The organism is Streptomyces sp. NPDC093591 (genome assembly GCF_044764885.1).
Lineage (GTDB): Bacteria > Actinomycetota > Actinomycetes > Streptomycetales > Streptomycetaceae > Streptomyces.
This window is the reverse complement of the sequence record NZ_JBIWIY010000009.1, coordinates 208,722-227,689: the sequence shown is the minus strand read 5'-3', so window position 1 is coordinate 227,689 and position 18,968 is coordinate 208,722. Positions and strand designations below refer to the sequence as shown.

The window sequence follows — 18,968 nt, the reverse complement described above, 5'->3', positions numbered from 1 at the left end:
CAAGGTCGCACGGGATCAAGAAGGAATTAGTACGACAAGCCGACTAATCAACCACTTCACCCTTTGGGGGGATTTATTAGTCCATTTGCTCGGAAAATCTATTCCTGGCCTTTACTCTGCATTACGATCCGTTTACCGACTGTTGATGCATCCCGCCGCTGCATGCCGTGACCACACGGCCGCGACCCGACCCCTCGCCCAGGAGCGAGGGACCACCAGATCCGCGACCGCGCTGCCCCGGAGGAGACGGGAAACATGTCCGCCTGCGTCCCCACCCGCGCCAACGACCCACGTCGAGAGACGCGCATCCACGAGCCCCACAGTCCGCCTCCGACCCGGCCCCGCCGCTTCCGCATCGCGGGCGCCGACGTGTCGGCCTCGATCGCGGTCTTCCTGATCGCGCTTCCCCTGTCCCTGGGCATCGCCCTGGCCACCGGTGCGCCCCTGCAGGCCGGCCTCGTCGCCGCCGCCGTCGGGGGCATCGTCGTCGGATGGCTCGGCGGCTCACCCCTCCAGGTCAGCGGTCCCGCCGCCGGACTCACCGTCGTCACCGCCGACCTCATCCAGCGCTACGGCTGGCGGACGACCTGCGCCATCACCGTGCTGGCCGGCCTCGCCCAACTGGGGCTGGGCTGCCTGCGCGTGGCCCGCAGCGCCCTCGCCGTCAGCCCCGCCATCGTGCACGGCATGCTCGCCGGCATCGGCGTCACCATCGCCGTGGCGCAGCTGCACATCGTCCTGGGCAGCACCCCGCAGAGCGTCGTCCTCGACAACCTCCGGGCACTGCCCGCCCAGTTGGCGAACCTGCACCCGGCCGCCGTATCGGTGAGCGCGCTGACACTGGCCCTGCTGCTGCTCTGGCCTCGCATCCCCGGGCGCGTCGGACGCCTCCTGCGCAAGGTCCCCGCCGCGCTCGTCGCCGTCACCGGTGCCACCGCCACCGCCTCGCTCGCCGGGCTCACCCTGCCCAAGGTCGACCTGCCCTCCTGGAGCAGCCACGCCCTGGCCGGGCTCCCCGAGGGCCCGGTGCTCGGGCTCGCCGCCGCCGTGCTCACCATCACGTTGGTGTGCAGCGTGCAGTCGCTGCTCGGCGCGGTCGCGGTGGACAAGCTGGTCGCCTCCCGCCCCGATCTGGTCGGCGCCCGGCCCGGCCGGTCCAGTCGCGTCGGCCGCTCCGATCTGGACTGCGAACTGCTCGGACAGGGCGCCGCGAACATCGTCTCCGGCACACTCGGCGGACTGCCCGTGGCCGGTGTGGCGGTGCGAAGTTCGGCGAATGTGCAAGCCGGTGCCGTGAGCCGGAACTCCACGATGCTGCACGGCGTTTTCGTAGTAGTCGCCGCGCTGCTGATGGTCCCGATCCTGGAGCTCATCCCGCTCGCCTCGCTCGCCGCCCTGGTGATGGCCGTCGGCATCCAGATGGTGTCCCTGCACCACATCCGCACGGTGACCCGCCACCGAGAGGTGCTGGTGTACGCCGTCACCACCCTCGGCGTGGTGTTCTTCGGCGTCCTGGAGGGCGTGGCTGTGGGGATCGCCATGGCCGTCGCCGTCGCCCTGCACCGCCTCACCCGCACCCGGATCACGCATGACGAGAAGGAAGGAGTCCATCACGTACATGTACGAGGACAGCTGACGTTCCTCGCGGTGCCACGGCTCAGCCGGGCCCTGCATCTCGTACCCCAAGGCGCTGAGGTCGTCGTGGAGTTGGACGGTTCGTTCATGGACCACGCGGCGTACGAATCACTGCAGGACTGGCAGAACACGCACACCGCGCACGGCGGCTCCGTCGAGCTGATCGGCCGCAGGGCCGGGGTCCGGATCGGCGAGCCGACGGGACCGGTCGGCCTCCATCTCGACGCCGGGAACGCCGCCGAGTCGGCCGACTGCCGGTGCCACCCCTGGACGGCCTGGCGCAACCACCAGTGCGAGATCCCGGAGTCCGTGACCTCCCAGGACGGACACCCCAGGGACACGCAGGCGACCGGGACCGGCGAAAGCGAAAGCGAGAGCGACAGGGCCGACGGCGTGTCCTGCGACGCCGACGCCTCCAAAGCCGCGGGCGAGCTCGACGCGGTTGGAGAGGCCGACGGCGCCGAAGGGCCCGCCCGGTCCGGCCGCCCCGTTGAGAGCAGAGCCGACGGGTCCGGTGGAGCCGAAGGGAGTCGACCGAGCGCACATCAACTGGCACGCGGCATCAGCGCGTTCCAGCGCAACACCGCGCCCCTGGTGCGCAGTGAGCTGGCGCGGCTGGCGCGTGAGGGGCAGCAGCCCTCCCAGCTGTTCCTGACCTGCGCGGATTCACGGCTGGTCACGTCGATGATCACCTCCAGTGGTCCAGGCGACCTGTTCGTGGTGCGCAACGTCGGCAACCTCATCCCGCTTCCCGGCCAGGAGAGCGGCGACGACTCGGTGGCGGCGGCGATCGAGTACGCGGTGGACGTGCTGCAGGTGCGGTCCATCACGGTGTGTGGGCACTCCGGGTGCGGGGCCATGCAGGCGTTGCTGAACTCCGAGCCCGGTGGTCCGCAGACCCCGCTCCGGCGGTGGCTGAGGCACGGGCTGCCGAGCCTGGAGCGGCTGTCCGACGAGAGCCGGCCGTGGGCCAGACTCGCCGGTCGGGCGCCGGCGGACGCGGTCGAGCAGCTCTGTCTGACCAACGTGGTCCAGCAGTTGGAGCACCTGCGCGCCCACGAGTCGGTGGCCCAAGCCCTGCGGGCTGGGGTGTTGGAGTTGCACGGGATGTACTTCCACGTGGGCGAGGCGCAGGCGTATCTGCTCACCGAGGGGAACGACGACGAGGTGTTCGACGACGTGGGAGTGGCGGATCTGTCGGCGTGACGCGGAGAGGTACGCGGCCCCGCTCGGCGCGGGGCCGCGGCCTCTTGTGAAGGGGCCACGACCCCGAACCTGAGGGATGCGGGTTGACGGGCCCTTTCACCTGCGCCGGGCCGGAGTGTGATCCGGAATGTGAAAGGGATTACAGAGCTGAACCGCGTCCGTGCGGCGTCCGTGGGAACGGATGACCCCGGTTCCGAAAGAACCTCCGGGCCACCCCGGCCCAACCCCCTGCCGATAGGTCTAAACCAATTTTCCGTCGACCCTTGTCATCGGGCCCCCGGGTCTGATGAGCTGTGGCCTGGGACACAACGGACACCCTGGGAAAGGGAGATGTCGTGAGCAACGAAAGCCTGGCCAACCTGCTCAAGGAAGAGCGCAGGTTCGCACCCTCCGCCGACCTGGCAGCAGGCGCCAACGTCACTGCGGAGGCGTATGAACAGGCCAAGGCTGACAGGCTCGGCTTCTGGGCCGAGCAGGCCCGTCGGCTGACCTGGGCCAAGGAGCCGACGGAGACGCTGGACTGGTCGAACCCGCCGTTCGCGAAGTGGTTCAAGGACGGCGAGCTGAACGTCGCGTACAACTGCGTGGACCGGCACGTGGAGGCCGGGCTCGGTGACCGGGTCGCCATCCACTTCGAGGGCGAGCCCGGCGACAGCCGCGCGATCACCTACGCCGAGCTCAAGGACGAGGTCTCCAAGGCCGCCAACGCCCTGCTGGAGCTGGGAGTTCAGAAGGGCGACCGGGTCGCCGTCTACATGCCGATGATCCCCGAGACGGCGGTCGCGATGCTGGCGTGCGCCCGTATCGGCGCCGCGCACTCCGTCGTGTTCGGCGGCTTCTCGGCGGACGCCCTCGCCACCCGCATCCAGGACGCGGACGCCAAGGTCGTCATCACCTCCGACGGCGGCTACCGGCGCGGCAAGCCGTCCGCGCTCAAGCCGGCCGTGGACGAGGCGATCGGCAAGGTGGACAACGTCGAGCACGTGCTCGTCGTACGGCGTACCGGCCAGGACGTCGCCTGGGACGACAGCCGTGACGTCTGGTGGCACGAGATCGTCGAGCGGCAGTCCGCCGAGCACACCCCCGAGGCGTTCAACGCCGAGCAGCCGCTGTTCATCCTCTACACGTCCGGGACGACGGGGAAGCCGAAGGGCATCCTGCACACCTCCGGCGGCTACCTCACCCAGGCCGCCTACACCCACCACGCCGTCTTCGACCTCAAGCCGGAGACGGACGTGTACTGGTGCACCGCCGACGTCGGCTGGGTCACCGGGCACTCATACATCGTGTACGGGCCGCTGGCCAACGGCGCGACGCAGGTCATGTACGAGGGCACGCCGGACACCCCGCACCAGGGCCGTTTCTGGGAGATCGTGCAGAAGTACGGGGTGACGATCCTGTACACGGCGCCGACCGCCATCCGTACGTTCATGAAGTGGGGCGACGACATCCCCGCGAAGTTCGACCTGTCCTCCCTGCGGATCCTCGGCTCGGTCGGTGAGCCGATCAACCCCGAGGCGTGGATCTGGTACCGCAAGCACATCGGCGCCGACACCACGCCGATCGTGGACACCTGGTGGCAGACCGAGACCGGCGCGATGATGATCTCCCCGCTGCCGGGCGTCACCGCGACCAAGCCCGGTTCCGCGCAGACGCCGCTGCCCGGTATCTCCGCGACCGTCGTCGACGACGAGGCCAACGAGGTTCCGAACGGCGGGGGCGGCTACCTCGTCCTGACCGAGCCGTGGCCGTCGATGCTGCGCACCATCTGGGGCGACGACCAGCGCTTCCTCGACACGTACTGGTCGCGCTTCGAGGGCAAGTACTTCGCCGGTGACGGGGCGAAGAAGGACGACGACGGGGACATCTGGCTCCTCGGGCGCGTCGACGACGTCATGCTCGTGTCGGGCCACAACATCTCCACCACCGAGGTCGAGTCCGCCCTGGTCTCCCACCCCTCCGTCGCGGAAGCGGCCGTCGTCGGCGCCGCCGACGAGACCACCGGGCAGGCCATCGTCGCCTTCGTCATCCTGCGCGGCACGGCGAACGCCGAGGACGAGGGCCTCGTCAGCGCCCTGCGCGACCACGTGGGCGCCACCCTCGGCCCGATCGCCAAGCCCAAGCGGATCCTGCCGGTGGCCGAGCTGCCCAAGACCCGCTCCGGCAAGATCATGCGCCGGCTGCTGCGGGACGTCGCCGAGAACCGCCAGCTCGGTGATGTCACGACGCTGACCGACTCGACGGTCATGGACCTCATCCAGGCCAAGCTCCCCGCCGCACCCAGCGAGGACTGAGCCCGGCCAGGACTGGGTTCGGCCTTCGAGGGCACTCGGCGACAAGCGCGCCGGGTGCCCTTCGGCTACGTACGGTGGAGCTGGGCGGATGCACTCCGGCGCACCCTTAGATAAGCTAAGCAAAACAAGCTCAACCTCAGGTGCGCCGGGAAGTCTGGTCGGCATGTGCTCTGTCCTGCCCACCGACCGGAGGTCCCCCTCGTGGCCGCGCCCCGCACCCCCACTCCCGTCCGCAAGGTCTTCGGACGGCTGTCCCTCCCCGAGCGGAACTTCGTCGCGGAGGCGCTGCGTACCGAGACCGTCGGTGGTGTGCTGCTGCTCGTCGCCGCGATCACCGCGCTGCTCTGGGCGAACGTCCCCGTGCTGCACGACAGCTACGAGAGCGTCGGCCACTTCCACCTCGGCCCCGAGGCCCTCGGCCTGAACCTGTCCATCGAGCACTGGGCCGCCGACGGACTCCTCGCGATCTTCTTCTTCGTCGCCGGGATCGAGCTCAAGCGTGAGCTGGTCGCCGGCGACCTCAAGGACCCCAAGGCGGCCGCCCTGCCGGTCGTCGCGGCGCTGTGCGGGATGGCGGTGCCCGCGCTGGTCTACACGCTGACCAACGTCACCGGCGGCGGCTCACTGCAGGGCTGGGCCGTGCCCACGGCCACCGACATCGCCTTCGCGCTCGCCGTGCTGGCCGTCATCGGCACCTCCCTGCCGAGCGCGCTGCGCGCCTTCCTGCTCACGCTCGCCGTCGTCGACGACCTGTTCGCGATCCTGATCATCGCGATCTTCTTCACCGACCAGATCAACTTCGCCGCGCTCGGCGGCGCCGTCGTCGGCCTGGCCGTCTTCTGGCTGCTGCTGAGGAAGGGCGTACGCGGCTGGTACGTGTACGTCCCGCTCGCCCTCGTGATCTGGGGGCTGATGTACAACAGCGGCGTCCACGCCACCATCGCCGGCGTGGCGATGGGGCTGATGCTGCGCTGCACCCGGCACGAGGACGAGCCGCACTCCCCCGGTGAGCACATCGAGCACCTCGTACGCCCCCTGTCGGCCGGCCTGGCCGTGCCGCTGTTCGCGCTGTTCAGCGCCGGTGTGACCATCTCCGGCGGCGCGCTCGGCGATGTGTTCACCCAGCCGGAGACGCTCGGTGTCGTCCTCGGGCTGGTCGTCGGCAAGACGCTCGGCATCTTCGGCGGTACCTGGCTGACGGCACGTTTCACCAGGGCCTCGCTCAGCGACGACCTGGAGTGGGCGGACGTGTTCGCCGTCGCGACCCTCGCCGGCATCGGCTTCACCGTCTCGCTGCTCATCGGCGAACTCGCCTTCGAGGGCGACGCCGCGATGACCGACGAGATCAAGGCCGCCGTACTCGTCGGCTCCCTCACCGCGGCGATCCTGGCGACCGTGCTGCTGAAGATACGGAACGCCAAGTACCGCAGGATGGTCGAGGCCGAGGAGCTCGACGAGGACGCCAGCGGCATTCCGGACATCTACGAGCAGGACGAACCGGAGTACCACCTGCGCATGGCCGCCATTCACGAGCGCAAGGCCGCCGAGCACCGCCGTATCGCCGAGGAGAAGACCGCCGCACGCCACGCGCTTGCCGAAGTGGCGGGCAGGGCAAGCGAGGAGGAGCACCGTCGGGCATGATCTGACGGGACGGTACAAAAGACGGAACCGTACCCAGTCAGGCAGAAGACGGAACCGTAACTACGAGGGAGACCGCGATGAGCGCACCCGACGGCAGCCCGGTCGGCGCCGAACGCAGCATCGGCCAGCTGTTCGCCTCGGCGACGACCGAGATGTCGGCGCTGGTGCACGACGAGATCGCACTGGCGAAAGCGCAGCTCAAGCAGGACGTCAAGCGCGGCGCGACGAGCGGCGGCGCGTTCACGCTGGCCGGTGCGGTGCTGGTGTTCTCCCTGCCGATGCTGAACTTCGCCCTGGCGTACGGCATTCGGACCTGGAGCGACTGGAACCTCGCGATCTGCTTCCTGCTGTCCTTCGCCGCGAACGTGCTCGTCGCACTCGTCCTCGTGCTGATCGGCGTCGTCTTCGCGAAGAAGGCCAAGAAGAGCAAGGGTCCGCAGAAGGTCGCCGCCTCGATGAAGGAGACGGCGGGCGTCCTGCAGAAGGCCAAGCCGCACCCCCGTCCGGGCCCGGCGACGACGCCGGAGCTTCAGGACCGGGCGCCCGCGGCCATCGAGGCTGTGGCACGCTCGTCGTCATGACGGATCCCGCCACCCCTTCGGCGCAACCACCTGCCTCGGTCGTACGACTGGACGTCCCCGGCGGGAAAGAGGTGACGCACCGGGACGTGGCCGCCAATGGTGCGCGCTTCCACATCGCGGAGATGGGCGACGGCCCGCTGGTGCTGCTGCTGCACGGCTTCCCGCAGTTCTGGTGGACCTGGCGGCACCAGCTCGTCGACCTCGCCGACGCGGGCTTCAGGGCCGTCGCCATGGACCTCAGGGGCGTCGGCGGCAGCGACCGTACACCGCGCGGTTACGACCCGGCCAACCTCGCCCTCGACATCACCGGCGTGATCCGCTCACTCGGCGAGCCCGACGCCGCGCTGGTCGGCCACGACCTGGGCGGATACCTGGCGTGGACGGCCGCCGTGATGCGCCCCAAGCTCGTACGGCGGCTCGCGGTCACGTCCATGCCGCACCCCAGGCGCTGGCGCTCTGCGATGCTCTCGGACGTCAAGCAGACGAGTGCGAGCTCCTACATCTGGGGGTTTCAGCGGCCCTGGATTCCCGAGCGGCAGCTCACGGCCGACGACGGTGCCCTCGTCGCCCGGCTGATCCGGGACTGGTCGGGCCCACGCCTGCCGGACGACGAGGCGGTGGAGGCGTACCGCCGCGCGATCTGCATCCCGTCGACGGCGCACTGCTCCATCGAGCCGTACCGTTGGATGGTGCGCTCGCTGGCCCGCCCCGACGGCATCCAGTTCAACCGGCGCATGAAGCGACCGGTGCGCGTGCCGACGCTCCATCTGCACGGCTCCCTCGACCCCGTCATGCGCACGCGCAGCGCGGCCGGTTCGGGCGAGTACGTCGAAGCGCCCTACCGCTGGCGGCTGTTCGACGGGCTGGGGCACTTCCCCCACGAGGAGGACCCGGTCGCGTTCTCGACCGAACTGATCAATTGGCTGAAAGACCCCGAACCCGATCGGTGACCGCGCCGATGCGCCCGGTATCCGGAACTGAACACGTGTCCTACGAACAGCCAATTGCCTGGCGCATAGGCCAATTGGGGGCCCTGGAGGCGGTTATCGACCTTGGGGCAGGGGCAGACGTCGGGGTATGGGCTGGACGCACGACTACAGTGACGCAGCACGCAATCGCCGCTCGGCCAATGGGCTGAGCCCCCACCAGCGAGGCAGCGCCCCGCAGATGCCGGGCGCAGACCCCCGGGTGGGCATTCCGCGCATTCTGCGCCGCCGGGCCCGCTGGGTCTCGGTACGCCTGCGCCACCCGCGCGGCTGAACTCGACCGACCCTCAGAGCGCGCAGCTGTCGCTGTCCACCTGCTGGTTGGCGGTACGGCCCTTGACGATGTCCTCCTGGATCTCGTCCGCCGTGAGCGCGTAGCCGGTCTCGGCGTCGTCGAGGGACTTGGCGAAGACCACGCCGTACACCTTGCCGTCGGGCGTGAGGAGCGGGCCGCCGGAGTTGCCCTGGCGGACGGTCGCGTACAGCGAGTAGACATCACGGTGCACGGTGCCCCGGTGATAGATGTCCGGACCGTTGGCCGGCAGGCGCCCGCGCACCCGCGCGGAACGCACGTCGTACGAGCCGTTCTCCGGGAAGCCCGCGATGATCGCGCTGTCGCCGCTCTCGGCGTCGGTGGCCGTGAACTGCAGAGCGGGCGCCTTCATGTCCGGCACATCGAGTACGGCGATGTCGCGCTCCCAGTCGTAGAGGACGACCGTGGCGTCGTACCGCTTGCCCTCACCGCCTATCTGGACGGTGGGCTCGTCGACGCCGCCGACCACATGCGCGTTGGTCATGACGCGGCGGTCCGCGAAGACGAAGCCGGTGCCCTCCAGGACCTTGCCGCAACTCGTCGCCGTGCCCATCACCTTGACGATGGAGCGCTTGGCGCGGGTGGCCACCGGGCTGCCCGCGAGAGCCGGGTCGGGCGGCGCGACCTCCTTGATCGGCTCGTTGGCGAACGGGCTGAAGACCTGGGGGAAGCCGTTCTGCGCGAGGACCGATGTGTAGTCCTTGAACCAGGTGTCGGCCTGGTCGGGCAGCGCCTCGGAGACGCCCAGCAGCACCTTGGAGCTGCGGACCTCCTTGCCCATCCCCGGCAGCGTGGTCTGCCCGAGGGCGGAACCGATCAGCCAGGCCACCAGGAGCATGGCGACGACATTGACGAGGGCGCCGCCGGTGGCGTCCAGGGCGCGGGCCGGGGACCAGGTGATGTACCGGCGCAGCTTGTTGCCGAGGTGGGTGGTCAGGGCCTGGCCGACGGAGGCGCAGATGATGATGACGACGACCGCGACGACGGCGGCGGTCGTGCTCACCTCCGCGTTGTCGGTCAGCGTGTTCCAGATGACCGGAAGGAGGTACACGGCCACCAGGCCGCCGCCGAGGAACCCGATCACCGAGAGGATGCCGACGACGAAGCCCTGGCGATAGCCCACGATCGCGAACCACACGGCGGCGACCAGCAACAGGATGTCCACCACGTTCACTGCTTCAGGCCTCGCCTCGTCACTTTCCGATCACCACAGGACGGCCGGGGGGACCGGGGGCAGGAGCGCCCCGGGCAACACAGCACGGCAGACACCCTGTCATGACCGCCAATCGAGCGGGACCTGCTTCTCCCGGTCCCAGGGCCGCTCCCAGCCCGAGAAATGGAGCAGACGGTCGATGATTCCGGCCGTGAAACCCCAGACCAGGGCCGATTCGACCAGAAATGCCGGACCTCGGTGGCCGCTGGGATGGACGGTGGTGGCGCGGTTGTCCGGGTTCGTGAGATCCGCCACGGGAACGGTGAAGACGCGTGCCGTCTCGTTCGGATCGACGACGTCGACCGGGCTCGGCTCGCGCCACCAGCCCAGCACGGGCGTGACGACGAAGCCGCTGACCGGGATGTACAGCTTGGGCAGCACGCCGAAGAGCTGGACGCCGCCGGGATCGAGCCCGGTCTCCTCCTCGGCCTCGCGCAGCGCGGCTCGCAGCGGCCCGTCGGCCTTCGGGTCACCGTCCTCGGGGTCGAGGGCGCCGCCCGGGAAGGAGGGCTGCCCGGCGTGCGAACGCAGCGAGCTGGCCCGCTCCATGAGCAGCAGCTCGGGTCCTTGGTCGCCCTCGCCGAAGAGGATCAGTACGGCGGACTGGCGCCCCGCGCCGCTCTTCGGCGGCAGGAACCGGCTCAGCTGCAACGGCTCGACCGTCTCCACGACCCGCACCACCGGATCCAGCCAGTCCGGCAGCCCCTTCTTGCTCAGCACCACCGGCCCGTCCTGCGTACCGCTCGCGCGCGTCATCGCCACCCCCGTCGTTCTGCCGATTCCAACGCCCGAGGGCACCGAGATCGTTCCGCCCGGGCCGTACGACCACACAACGGCCGACACCCGGAGCGCTCCGCCCCGGCCCTACGACCGCGTCGCGGCGCCCCGACCGTTTCGGTCCCCACGGTCATCCGGCCCCCAGCGGCGGGGCGGGCCTGCCGCCCGCGTCCAGGTAGGACTGCGGGGGCTTGAGGCGCTGGCCGGGGAAGCCGCCCTTCTCGTACTTGAGGAGCTTCTTCGCCTTCTCGGGGTCCGTCTCGCCCTCGCCGTACGCCGGGCAGAGCGGTGCGATGGGGCAGGCGCCGCACGCGGGCTTGCGGGCGTGGCAGATACGGCGGCCGTGCCAGATCACGTGGTGCGAGAGGTCCGTCCAGTCGCTCTTGGGGAACAGCGCGCCGATCTCGGCCTCGATCTTGTCCGGGTCGGTCTGCTCGGTCCACTGCCAGCGCCGCACCAGCCGCTGGAAGTGCGTGTCCACGGTGATGCCGGGGTGGCCGAAGGCGTTGCCGAGGACGACGAAGGCGGTCTTGCGGCCGACGCCGGGCAGCTTGACCAGGTCCTCGAGCCGGCCCGGGACCTCGCCGCCGTGGTTCTCCACCAGCGCCTTCGACAGGCCCATCACCGACTTGGTCTTGGCCCGGAAGAACCCGCATGGACGGAGGATCTCCTCCACCTCCTCGGGGTTCGCGGCGGCCAGGTCCTCGGGGGTGGGGTACTTGGTGAAGAGCGCGGGAGTCGTCTGGTTGACCCGCAGGTCGGTGGTCTGGGCGGACAGGACCGTGGCGACCAGGAGCTGGAAGGGGTTGTCGAAGTCCAGCTCGGGGTGGGCGTACGGGAAGACCTCGGCGAGCTCGCGGTTGATACGGCGGGCTCGGCGCACGAGCGCGGTGCGGGACTCGGCCGTGGGGGGCTTCGGGGTGACGGTTTTGACGGGGGAGGCGCCCTTTACCGCGGCGGTGGCCTTTATGGGGGCGATGGCGGGTTTCTTGGTGATCGCCTGCTTCGTGGTCACCTTTTTCGCAATCGCCGTCGCCTTCTTGGCGGTGGGTGCTTTCTTAGCGGCCGACGCCTTCTTGGCGGTGGCTGCCTTCTTGGCGGCCGGCGCCTCCTTGGCGGTCGTCGCCTTCTTGGGAGTCGCCGCTTTCTTGGCGGCCGCCGTCCTCTTCGCCGGCGCGGCCTTCTTCGCGGTCGACGTCCTCTTCACCGCCGCTTTCTCGCCACTCGCCGACGCCGCACCCGGCGCCCCTTTCGCCGCTTTTGCGGTTTTCCTTCCGCCACCGGGGTTCTGTTCGCCCACAGCGGAATCGCGACGTACAACCACCCGCCCAGCCCCCTTGGCCTGTGCTCTCACCGGCGATTTGGACACCCGGCCAGCCTAAAGCCCGGCACCGACATCCGCCCCGGACCCTGAAGATCGGCCCCCAATTGGACCCCTGCCGCGTACCCCGGGACACCTGTGCGGCATCCTTGTGACAGATCACACTGTTTGGACTGTCCGGCAAAATGGGCACCACGGTCCCCTGGTACGCGGGGGAGCAAGATCCCCTGAGCAGGTCGACAAGGAGAGAACTCGTGGACGACGTTCTGCGGCGCAACCCGCTCTTCGCGGCGCTCGATGACGAGCAGTCCGCGGAGCTCCGCGCCTCCATGAGTGAGGTGACCCTCGCACGCGGTGACTCCCTGTTTCACGAGGGCGACCCCGGTGACCGGCTCTACGTCGTCACCGAGGGCAAGGTGAAGCTCCACCGCACCTCACCCGACGGCCGCGAGAACATGCTGGCCGTCGTCGGTCCCGGCGAGCTCATCGGTGAGCTGTCCCTCTTCGACCCGGGTCCGCGTACGGCGACCGCCACCGCGCTGACCGAGGTCAAGCTGCTGGGTCTGGGCCACGGCGACCTCCAGCCCTGGCTGAACGCCCGCCCCGAGGTGGCCACCGCGCTGCTGCGCGCCGTCGCGCGCCGCCTGCGCCGCACCAACGACGCGATGTCCGACCTCGTCTTCTCGGACGTCCCCGGTCGTGTGGCCCGCGCGCTCCTCGACCTCTCCCGCCGCTTCGGCGTGCAGTCCGAAGAGGGCATCCACGTCGTCCACGACCTCACCCAGGAGGAGCTGGCCCAGCTGGTCGGCGCCTCCCGCGAGACGGTCAACAAGGCGCTGGCCGACTTCGCGCAGCGCGGGTGGCTCCGCCTGGAGGCGCGTGCGGTGATCCTGCTCGACGTGGAGCGGCTGGCCAAGCGGTCGCGGTAGGCGCGGCCGACCCAGGCGTCCGGTCAGCGTCCACGTCGTAGAACGTCGAGGTCCCGTCTCACCACGAGGCGGGGCCTCGCCGCATGCGGCCACCCCTCGAACATCCGCGCACCAGGAGATAGCCTCCGCCCATGGCAAACGGGCAGTGGTACCCACCGGAGTGGCCGGACCGCATCCGTGCGCTCGCGGAAGGGAGCCTGACCCCCGTCGTTCCGAAGCGCGCGGCCACCGTCATGCTGCTCAGGGACACCGACGCCGGGCCGACCGTGCACATGCTGCGCCGCCGCGCCTCCATGGCCTTCGCCGGCGGGGCGTACGCCTATCCGGGCGGCGGTGTCGATCCCCGCGACGAGCACCGGATCCGCTGGGCGGGCCCCACGCGCGCGTGGTGGGCGCTCAGGCTCGGCGTCGATGAGGGGGCGGCCCAGGCCATCGTCTGTGCGGCCGTACGGGAGACGTACGAGGAGGCGGGCGTCCTGCTCGCCGGGCCCACCGACGATTCCGTCGTCGGCGACACCACCGGCGAGGACTGGGAGGCCGACCGTGCCGCCCTGGTCGCCCGAGACCTGTCGTTCGCCGAGTTCCTGGACCGCCGTGGACTGGCCCTGCGCTCGGACCTCCTGGGCGCCTGGACCCGCTGGATCACCCCGGAGTTCGAGCCCCGCCGCTACGACACCTGGTTCTTCGTCGCCGCCCTCCCTCAGGGCCAGCGCACCCGCAACGCCTCCACGGAGGCCGACCGTACGGTGTGGATCCGCCCCGCCGACGCAGCCGCCTCGTACGACAAGGGCGAGCTGTTGATGATGCCGCCCACCATCGCGACCCTGCGCCAGCTGACCCCGTACGACAGCGCCGCCGACGCCCTCGCCGCCGCCCCCGGCCGGGATCTGACCGCCGTACTGGCCCAGGCCCGCCTCGATGACGGCGAGATCGTGCTGTCCTGGCCGGGCCACGACGAGTTCACCAAGCACATCCCGGCCGGCGGAGCTCCCGCATGACCGTGCCCGCGGCGCCGGCGGCACCCGCACTGCCCACAGCTCTGGAAGGCCCCCTCGCATGACGGACGCAGCAGCCCTCCCCGGCCAGCCGCGAGGCGGGGTCCTCACCGGCCCCGCCACCCCCCGCGCCGTCAACGTCCTCGCGCCCAACCCCTCCGCGATGACCCTGGACGGCACCAACACCTGGATCCTCTCCGAGCCGGACTCCGACCTGGCCGTCGTCGTCGACCCGGGCCCGCTGGACGACGGACACCTGCGCAACGTCGTCGCCACAGCGGAGAAGGCCGGCAAGCGCGTCGCCCTGACCCTGCTCACCCACGGCCACCCGGACCACGCCGAGGGCGCCGTCCGCTTCGCCGAGCTGACCGGCACGCGCGTGCGTGCCCTCGACCCGGCGCTGCGGCTCGGCGACGAGGGGCTGGGGGCCGGGGACGTGGTGAGCGTCGGCGGGCTGGAGCTGCGCGTCGTTCCGACGCCGGGCCACACCGCCGACTCCCTCTCCTTCCACCTCCCGGCCGACCGCGCCGTGGTGACCGGCGACACGATCCTGGGACGCGGTACGACGGTCGTGGCGCACCCCGACGGCCGCCTGGGCGACTACCTGGACTCGCTACGGCGGCTCAGGTCCCTCACGGTCGACGACGGCGTGCACACCGTCCTCCCCGGCCACGGGCCGGTCCTGGAAGACGCCCAGGGCGCCGTCGAGTTCTACCTCGCCCACCGCGCCCACCGCCTCGCCCAGGTCGAGACGGCCGTCGAGGACGGCTACGCCACCCCGGCCGAGATCGTCGCCCATGTGTACGCGGACGTGGACCGCTCCCTGTGGCCGGCGGCCGAACTGTCGGTGCGGGCGCAGCTGGACTACCTGGAGGAGCACGGCCTCATCTAGGCCCTGCCGTTCGGATCATCCCGGCGTCGCGGGGCCTGGCCCGTGCCTACGCCTCCTGAGGCCTCGGCGCCTTGACCCCGTGCACGCGCGCGTACTCGTCCACGAGCCACGGCCCGAGGTCGTCGACGTACGCCCGCAGGACGCCCGCGTCGCCCGTCGGCTCGTACCCCAGCACGGCCGCCGCCCGCATCCGCTCGGCCTGGGCGGGGTAGTACGACGCGAAGGCCTCCGCCATCTCCCGCAGATCGCTCGTCCACCCGCCCCAACGCGGCATGACGAGAGTGAACCCGGTCCGCACCAGGCGCCGCGACATGAACCGCACGAGCGGCCTGCATGCGTCCTCGCTGTCGCCGGCGTCGGCGATCCGCTCGCGCCACCGAGGCAGCAGGAGGCCGAGATCGCCGTTGGTCTCGCGCGCGAGCAGCGAGTCGGGCCGGTAGCGCGGCAGGTACTCGGCGAGGTCCTCCCCCAGCAGGGGCGTACAGAGGCAGGCCACGAACCACCCGAGGTCGTACGTCTCCAGGTCGCTCAGCAGCCGCCCGCGGCTGTCCAGCAGTGTCCCGGCCCCGTCGATCTGCGCGAACTCGTGGTCCAGCGCCTCGTCGAGCAGGCGCGCGTCCACCCGGTCCGCGTCGGTCGGCTCCGCGTGCAGGGCGACCAGCAGATCCAGGTCGCTGCGCCCCACGCGCGCGGTGCCGCGCGGAATCGACCCGTAGAGGTAGGCGCTGTGCATCCGCGCCCCGAACACCTCCACCAGGCGGTCGCGCGCGGTGGCGACGACCGGACGGAAGGCGTGCGGGACGCGCGCGAGGGAGCCTTCGCGCGCGATGTACCCGTGAGCGTCGAGCCCTCTGCGGAGAGCGATTTCGGCCATGGGGCCACTGTGCCCTGCCAGAAGGTCGGGGGCGGCGCATATTTCTGCGGCTGGGACAGGCCGCCCCCGCCACCGAAGGCCTACGCCTCCGTCAGCTCCACCTGGACCTCGACCTCCACCGGCGCGTCCAGCGGAAGCACGGCCACGCCCACCGCGCTGCGCGCGTGAACGCCCTTGTCGCCGAGGACCTCGGCCAGAAGTTCGCTCGCGCCGTTGATGACGCCCGGCTGGCCGGTGAAGTCCGAGGCCGAGGCCACGAAGCCGACCACCTTCACCACGCGCGCGATGCGGTCCAGGTCGCCCGCTACGGACTTGACGGCGGCCAGCGCGTTCAGCGCGCAGGTACGCGCCAGTTCCTTGGCCTCCTCCGGCGTCACCTCCGCGCCCACCTTGCCGGTGACCGGAAGCTTGCCCTCCACCATGGGGAGCTGGCCGGCGGTGTAGACGTACACGCCCGACTGCACGGCCGGCTGGTACGCCGCCAGCGGAGGCACCACCTCCGGAAGCGTCAGGCCCAGCTCCGCGAGCTTCGCCTCGACGGCGCTCACGCCTGCTTCTCCCGCTTCAGGTAGGCCACGAGCTGCTCGGGGTTGTTCGGCCCGGGCACGACCTGGACGAGCTCCCAGCCGTCCTCGCCCCAGGTGTCCAGAATCTGCTTCGTGGCGTGGACGAGCAGCGGCACGGTTGAGTATTCCCACTTGGTCATGTGGCCGACTTTATCCGTTGCCCGCGGGGGTCCATGCGGCCGACCGCTGTCAGGTTGTCCACAGGCTGCCGCGTGACTCGCGCGGCGACTGGTTAGGCTCGAAGGCGTGAGCAGGCTCCAGGTCGTCAGCGGCAAGGGCGGGACCGGAAAGACCACGGTCGCCGCCGCGCTCGCGCTCGCCCTCGCCACCGAGGGGAAGCGGACGCTTCTCGTCGAGGTCGAGGGCAGGCAGGGCATCGCGCAGCTCTTCGAGACAGAGGCGCTGCCCTATGAGGAGCGGAAGATCGCCGTCGCTCCAGGGGGCGGGGAGGTGTACGCCCTCGCCATCGACCCCGAACTGGCCCTTCTGGACTACCTCCAGATGTTCTACAAGATGGGCGGCGCCGGCCGGGCCCTGAAAAAGCTCGGCGCCATCGACTTCGCCACCACCATCGCGCCGGGACTGAGGGACGTACTCCTGACCGGCAAGGCGTGTGAGGCGGTGCGGCGGAAGGAGAAGAGCGGACGGTTCGTCTACGACTACGTGGTCATGGACGCGCCCCCCACCGGGCGCATCACCCGCTTCCTCAACGTCAACGACGAGGTCGCCGGGCTCGCCAAGATCGGGCCGATACACAATCAGGCGCAGGCCGTGATGCGGGTGCTGAAGTCGGCGGAGACGGCCGTGCACCTGGTCACGCTGCTGGAGGAGATGCCCGTCCAGGAGACCGCGGACGGGATCGCCGAGCTGCGGGCGGCGCGGCTTCCGGTGGGGCGGATCATCGTGAACATGGTGCGGCCCGAGGTGTTGGACGCGACCGACCTGGAACTCGTACGCAGTGTGCCGCGCGCCGCCATGGCCAAGTCGCTGTCCTCGGCCGGGCTGGGCGGGGCGCGGCGCGGCGGGAACGCCGAGCGCCTGGTGGACCCGCTGCTGGCGCAGGCCGGCGAGTACGCCGAGCGGCACGCGCTGGAGCACGAGCAGCGGGCGGTCCTGGAGGAGTTGGGGCTGCCGGTGCACGAACTGCCCCTGCTGGCCGAGGGCATGGATCTGGCGGGCCTGTACGAACTCGCGGGCGAGCTTCGGGAACAGGGCCTGTCATGAGTTCGTTCACCTATCGGGAGCCGTACGCGGTACGTCGGAAGCAGGGGATGTCATGAGTCCGGAACCCGCCCACGCGCACGACGCCGCCCGCCAGCCGCACCACCCCGCTCATCTCTCCCCCGCGCGCGTGCTCGACCTCGACCCGCTGCTCGACGACCCGAAGACCCGCATCGTGGTGTGCTGCGGCTCGGGCGGCGTCGGCAAGACCACGACCGCGGCGGCGCTGGGGCTGCGGGCCGCCGAGCGGGGACGGAAAGTGGTCGTGCTGACCATCGACCCGGCCCGCCGGCTCGCCCAGTCCATGGGCATCGACTCGCTGGACAACACCCCGCGCCGGGTGAAGGGCGTCGAGGGTGACGGCGAGCTGCACGCGATGATGCTCGACATGAAGCGCACCTTCGACGAGATCGTCGAGGCGCACGCGGACCCCGAGCGGGCGTCCGCGATCCTGGGCAACCCCTTCTACCAGTCGCTCTCGGCGGGCTTCGCGGGCACGCAGGAGTACATGGCGATGGAGAAGCTGGGCCAGCTGCGGGCCAGGGACGAGTGGGATCTCATCGTCGTCGACACGCCGCCGTCCCGCTCGGCGCTGGACTTCCTGGACGCGCCCAAGCGGCTCGGCTCGTTCCTGGACGGCAAGCTGATCCGCGTACTGCTGGCCCCGGCGAAGGTCGGCGGGCGCGCGGGGATGAAGTTCCTGAACGTCGGCATGTCGATGATGACGGGGGCGCTGGGCAAGCTGCTGGGCGGGCAGCTGCTGAAGGACGTCCAGACGTTCGTGGCCGCGATGGACTCGATGTTCGGCGGCTTTCGTACACGCGCGGACGCGACGTACAAGCTGCTTCAGGCACCCGGGACGGCGTTCCTCGTCGTGGCGGCCCCGGAGCGGGACGCGCTGCGTGAGGCCGCGTACTTCGTGGAGCGGCTGGCCGCCGAGGACATGCCGCTCGCCGGCCTGGTGCTCAACCGGGTCCACGGCAGCGGCGCCGACCGGCTGTCCGCCGAGCGGGCGCTCGCCGCCGCGGAAAATCTTGAAGAGCCCCGCATTGTGGATCAGGAGGGCGGGAAAGCTGGACTTCGTAACTCCCCCGACACATACGACAGTTCAGAATCGGCCGCTTCCGAGGCACCCGCTCCCGACGAAGGCTCCCCCGCCGTCACGGACCTGGAGCGAACCGCGGCCACGGACGAGCCACAGAGTGGCACCCCGCATCTGGAGCGGTCCGTCGACCAGCTCACAGCAGGCCTGTTGAGGCTGCACGCCGAGCGGATGCAACTGCTCTCCCGCGAGCAGCGCACGCGTGACCGCTTCACCGCGCTCCACCCCGAGGTGGCGGTGGCCGAAGTGGCCGCGCTGCCCGGCGATGTGCATGACCTCGCGGGACTGCGGGACATCGGGCACCGGCTCGCGGCCAATCGGCCGGAGCTGCCTGATCCCGCGGTCGGCGCCTGAGGGAGACCTGTTGGGTCCGCCCGAGGGCAGACCCCGTCCGCAAGGTGCGGGGGGACCCGGTGGGCCCC

Annotated in this window: 17 protein-coding genes; 11 read left to right on the top strand and 6 right to left on the bottom strand. The window is 70.6% G+C overall.

What is annotated here, in order from left to right; translation table 11 throughout:
- Positions 1 to 255: 255 nt before the first annotated feature.
- The 6 genes from ACIREI_RS20935 (at position 256) to ACIREI_RS20910 (ending at position 8,617) form a co-directional block, all read left to right on the top strand.
- The gene (locus tag ACIREI_RS20935; RefSeq protein ID WP_403334721.1) at positions 256 to 2,841 is read left to right on the top strand and encodes a bifunctional SulP family inorganic anion transporter/carbonic anhydrase; all 2,586 of its coding nucleotides are present in this window, start codon (positions 256 to 258) and stop codon (positions 2,839 to 2,841) included.
- Positions 2,842 to 3,176: 335 nt separating this feature from the next.
- Positions 3,177 to 5,135 (top strand): acetate--CoA ligase, encoded by a 1,959-nt coding sequence (gene acs / locus ACIREI_RS20930; protein ID WP_403334719.1) that lies wholly within the window; start codon positions 3,177 to 3,179, stop codon positions 5,133 to 5,135.
- 201 nt (positions 5,136 to 5,336) lie between these two features.
- Positions 5,337 to 6,776: a Na+/H+ antiporter NhaA gene (gene nhaA / locus ACIREI_RS20925; RefSeq protein WP_403334717.1), complete on the top strand. Its 1,440-nt coding sequence runs from the start codon at positions 5,337 to 5,339 to the stop codon at positions 6,774 to 6,776.
- A 77-nt stretch (positions 6,777 to 6,853) separates the two neighbouring features.
- On the top strand, positions 6,854 to 7,357 hold the full coding sequence (locus ACIREI_RS20920) for a phage holin family protein (protein WP_403334715.1): 504 nt from the start codon (positions 6,854 to 6,856) through the stop codon (positions 7,355 to 7,357).
- Positions 7,354 to 8,307 (top strand): alpha/beta fold hydrolase, encoded by a 954-nt coding sequence (locus ACIREI_RS20915; RefSeq protein ID WP_403334713.1) that lies wholly within the window; start codon positions 7,354 to 7,356, stop codon positions 8,305 to 8,307. The genes ACIREI_RS20920 and ACIREI_RS20915 overlap by 4 nt, the downstream gene beginning before the upstream one ends.
- A 127-nt stretch (positions 8,308 to 8,434) precedes the next feature.
- The gene (locus tag ACIREI_RS20910; protein ID WP_403334711.1) at positions 8,435 to 8,617 is read left to right on the top strand and encodes a hypothetical protein; all 183 of its coding nucleotides are present in this window, start codon (positions 8,435 to 8,437) and stop codon (positions 8,615 to 8,617) included.
- Between the two features lie 13 nt (positions 8,618 to 8,630).
- On the opposite strand, the gene ACIREI_RS20905 is transcribed toward ACIREI_RS20910, so the two are convergent.
- The 3 genes from ACIREI_RS20905 to nth form a co-directional block, all read right to left on the bottom strand.
- Positions 8,631 to 9,830 (bottom strand): MarP family serine protease, encoded by a 1,200-nt coding sequence (locus ACIREI_RS20905; RefSeq protein WP_403334710.1) that lies wholly within the window; start codon positions 9,828 to 9,830, stop codon positions 8,631 to 8,633.
- 99 nt (positions 9,831 to 9,929) lie between these two features.
- Positions 9,930 to 10,625: an NUDIX hydrolase gene (locus tag ACIREI_RS20900; protein ID WP_403334708.1), complete on the bottom strand. Its 696-nt coding sequence runs from the start codon at positions 10,623 to 10,625 to the stop codon at positions 9,930 to 9,932.
- A gap of 151 nt (positions 10,626 to 10,776) precedes the next feature.
- Complete coding sequence (gene nth, locus ACIREI_RS20895; protein ID WP_403334706.1) at positions 10,777 to 11,853, bottom strand: endonuclease III; 1,077 nt, start codon at positions 11,851 to 11,853, stop codon at positions 10,777 to 10,779.
- Positions 11,854 to 12,221: 368 nt separating this feature from the next.
- Between nth and ACIREI_RS20890 the strand changes: the two genes are divergently transcribed.
- The 3 genes from ACIREI_RS20890 to ACIREI_RS20880 all read left to right on the top strand — a co-directional run bounded on the left by ACIREI_RS20890 (position 12,222) and on the right by ACIREI_RS20880 (position 14,783).
- Positions 12,222 to 12,896, top strand: coding sequence for a Crp/Fnr family transcriptional regulator (locus ACIREI_RS20890; protein WP_015658871.1), 675 nt, complete (start codon positions 12,222 to 12,224; stop codon positions 12,894 to 12,896).
- Between the two features lie 131 nt (positions 12,897 to 13,027).
- Positions 13,028 to 13,894, top strand: coding sequence for an NUDIX hydrolase (locus ACIREI_RS20885; RefSeq protein ID WP_403334704.1), 867 nt, complete (start codon positions 13,028 to 13,030; stop codon positions 13,892 to 13,894).
- 58 nt (positions 13,895 to 13,952) lie between these two features.
- Positions 13,953 to 14,783 (top strand): MBL fold metallo-hydrolase, encoded by an 831-nt coding sequence (locus ACIREI_RS20880; RefSeq protein ID WP_403334702.1) that lies wholly within the window; start codon positions 13,953 to 13,955, stop codon positions 14,781 to 14,783.
- A gap of 46 nt (positions 14,784 to 14,829) precedes the next feature.
- Here the strand turns inward: ACIREI_RS20880 and ACIREI_RS20875 are convergent, their stop codons facing one another.
- The 3 genes from ACIREI_RS20875 to ACIREI_RS20865 all read right to left on the bottom strand — a co-directional run bounded on the left by ACIREI_RS20875 (position 14,830) and on the right by ACIREI_RS20865 (position 16,363).
- Complete coding sequence (locus tag ACIREI_RS20875) at positions 14,830 to 15,657, bottom strand: nucleotidyltransferase (RefSeq protein ID WP_403334700.1); 828 nt, start codon at positions 15,655 to 15,657, stop codon at positions 14,830 to 14,832.
- An 80-nt stretch (positions 15,658 to 15,737) separates the two neighbouring features.
- Positions 15,738 to 16,205 (bottom strand): RidA family protein, encoded by a 468-nt coding sequence (locus ACIREI_RS20870; protein WP_128433686.1) that lies wholly within the window; start codon positions 16,203 to 16,205, stop codon positions 15,738 to 15,740.
- Positions 16,202 to 16,363, bottom strand: a complete 162-nt coding sequence (locus ACIREI_RS20865) for a DUF4177 domain-containing protein (protein WP_019355547.1) — start codon at positions 16,361 to 16,363, stop codon at positions 16,202 to 16,204. Before ACIREI_RS20865 ends, ACIREI_RS20870 begins: the two co-directional genes overlap by 4 nt.
- A gap of 106 nt (positions 16,364 to 16,469) precedes the next feature.
- Here ACIREI_RS20865 and ACIREI_RS20860 point away from each other — a divergent pair, with 106 nt between their 5' ends.
- Together ACIREI_RS20860 and ACIREI_RS20855 are read left to right on the top strand one after the other, a co-directional pair.
- The gene (locus ACIREI_RS20860; protein WP_301998431.1) at positions 16,470 to 17,447 is read left to right on the top strand and encodes an ArsA-related P-loop ATPase; all 978 of its coding nucleotides are present in this window, start codon (positions 16,470 to 16,472) and stop codon (positions 17,445 to 17,447) included.
- Positions 17,448 to 17,499: 52 nt separating this feature from the next.
- Positions 17,500 to 18,900 carry an ArsA family ATPase gene (locus tag ACIREI_RS20855; protein ID WP_403334697.1) on the top strand — a complete coding sequence of 467 codons (1,401 nt, stop codon included), beginning with the start codon at positions 17,500 to 17,502 and terminating at the stop codon, positions 18,898 to 18,900.
- Positions 18,901 to 18,968: the final 68 nt, after the last annotated feature.

Excerpts from the sequence above, each read along its gene's own strand:
- ACIREI_RS20885 (WP_403334704.1), top strand. The coding sequence starts at position 13,028 with ATGGCAAACGGGCAGTGGTACCCACCGGAGTGGCCGGACCGCATCCGT.
- ACIREI_RS20920 (WP_403334715.1), top strand. The coding sequence starts at position 6,854 with ATGAGCGCACCCGACGGCAGCCCGGTCGGCGCCGAACGCAGCATCGGC.
- ACIREI_RS20875 (WP_403334700.1), bottom strand. The coding sequence starts at position 15,657 with ATGGCCGAAATCGCTCTCCGCAGAGGGCTCGACGCTCACGGGTACATC.
- ACIREI_RS20915 (WP_403334713.1), top strand. The coding sequence starts at position 7,354 with ATGACGGATCCCGCCACCCCTTCGGCGCAACCACCTGCCTCGGTCGTA.
- ACIREI_RS20935 (WP_403334721.1), top strand. The coding sequence starts at position 256 with ATGTCCGCCTGCGTCCCCACCCGCGCCAACGACCCACGTCGAGAGACG.
- ACIREI_RS20865 (WP_019355547.1), bottom strand. The coding sequence starts at position 16,363 with ATGACCAAGTGGGAATACTCAACCGTGCCGCTGCTCGTCCACGCCACG.
- ACIREI_RS20880 (WP_403334702.1), top strand. The coding sequence starts at position 13,953 with ATGACGGACGCAGCAGCCCTCCCCGGCCAGCCGCGAGGCGGGGTCCTC.
- ACIREI_RS20855 (WP_403334697.1), top strand. The coding sequence starts at position 17,500 with ATGAGTCCGGAACCCGCCCACGCGCACGACGCCGCCCGCCAGCCGCAC.
- ACIREI_RS20900 (WP_403334708.1), bottom strand. The coding sequence starts at position 10,625 with ATGACGCGCGCGAGCGGTACGCAGGACGGGCCGGTGGTGCTGAGCAAG.
- ACIREI_RS20910 (WP_403334711.1), top strand. The coding sequence starts at position 8,435 with ATGGGCTGGACGCACGACTACAGTGACGCAGCACGCAATCGCCGCTCG.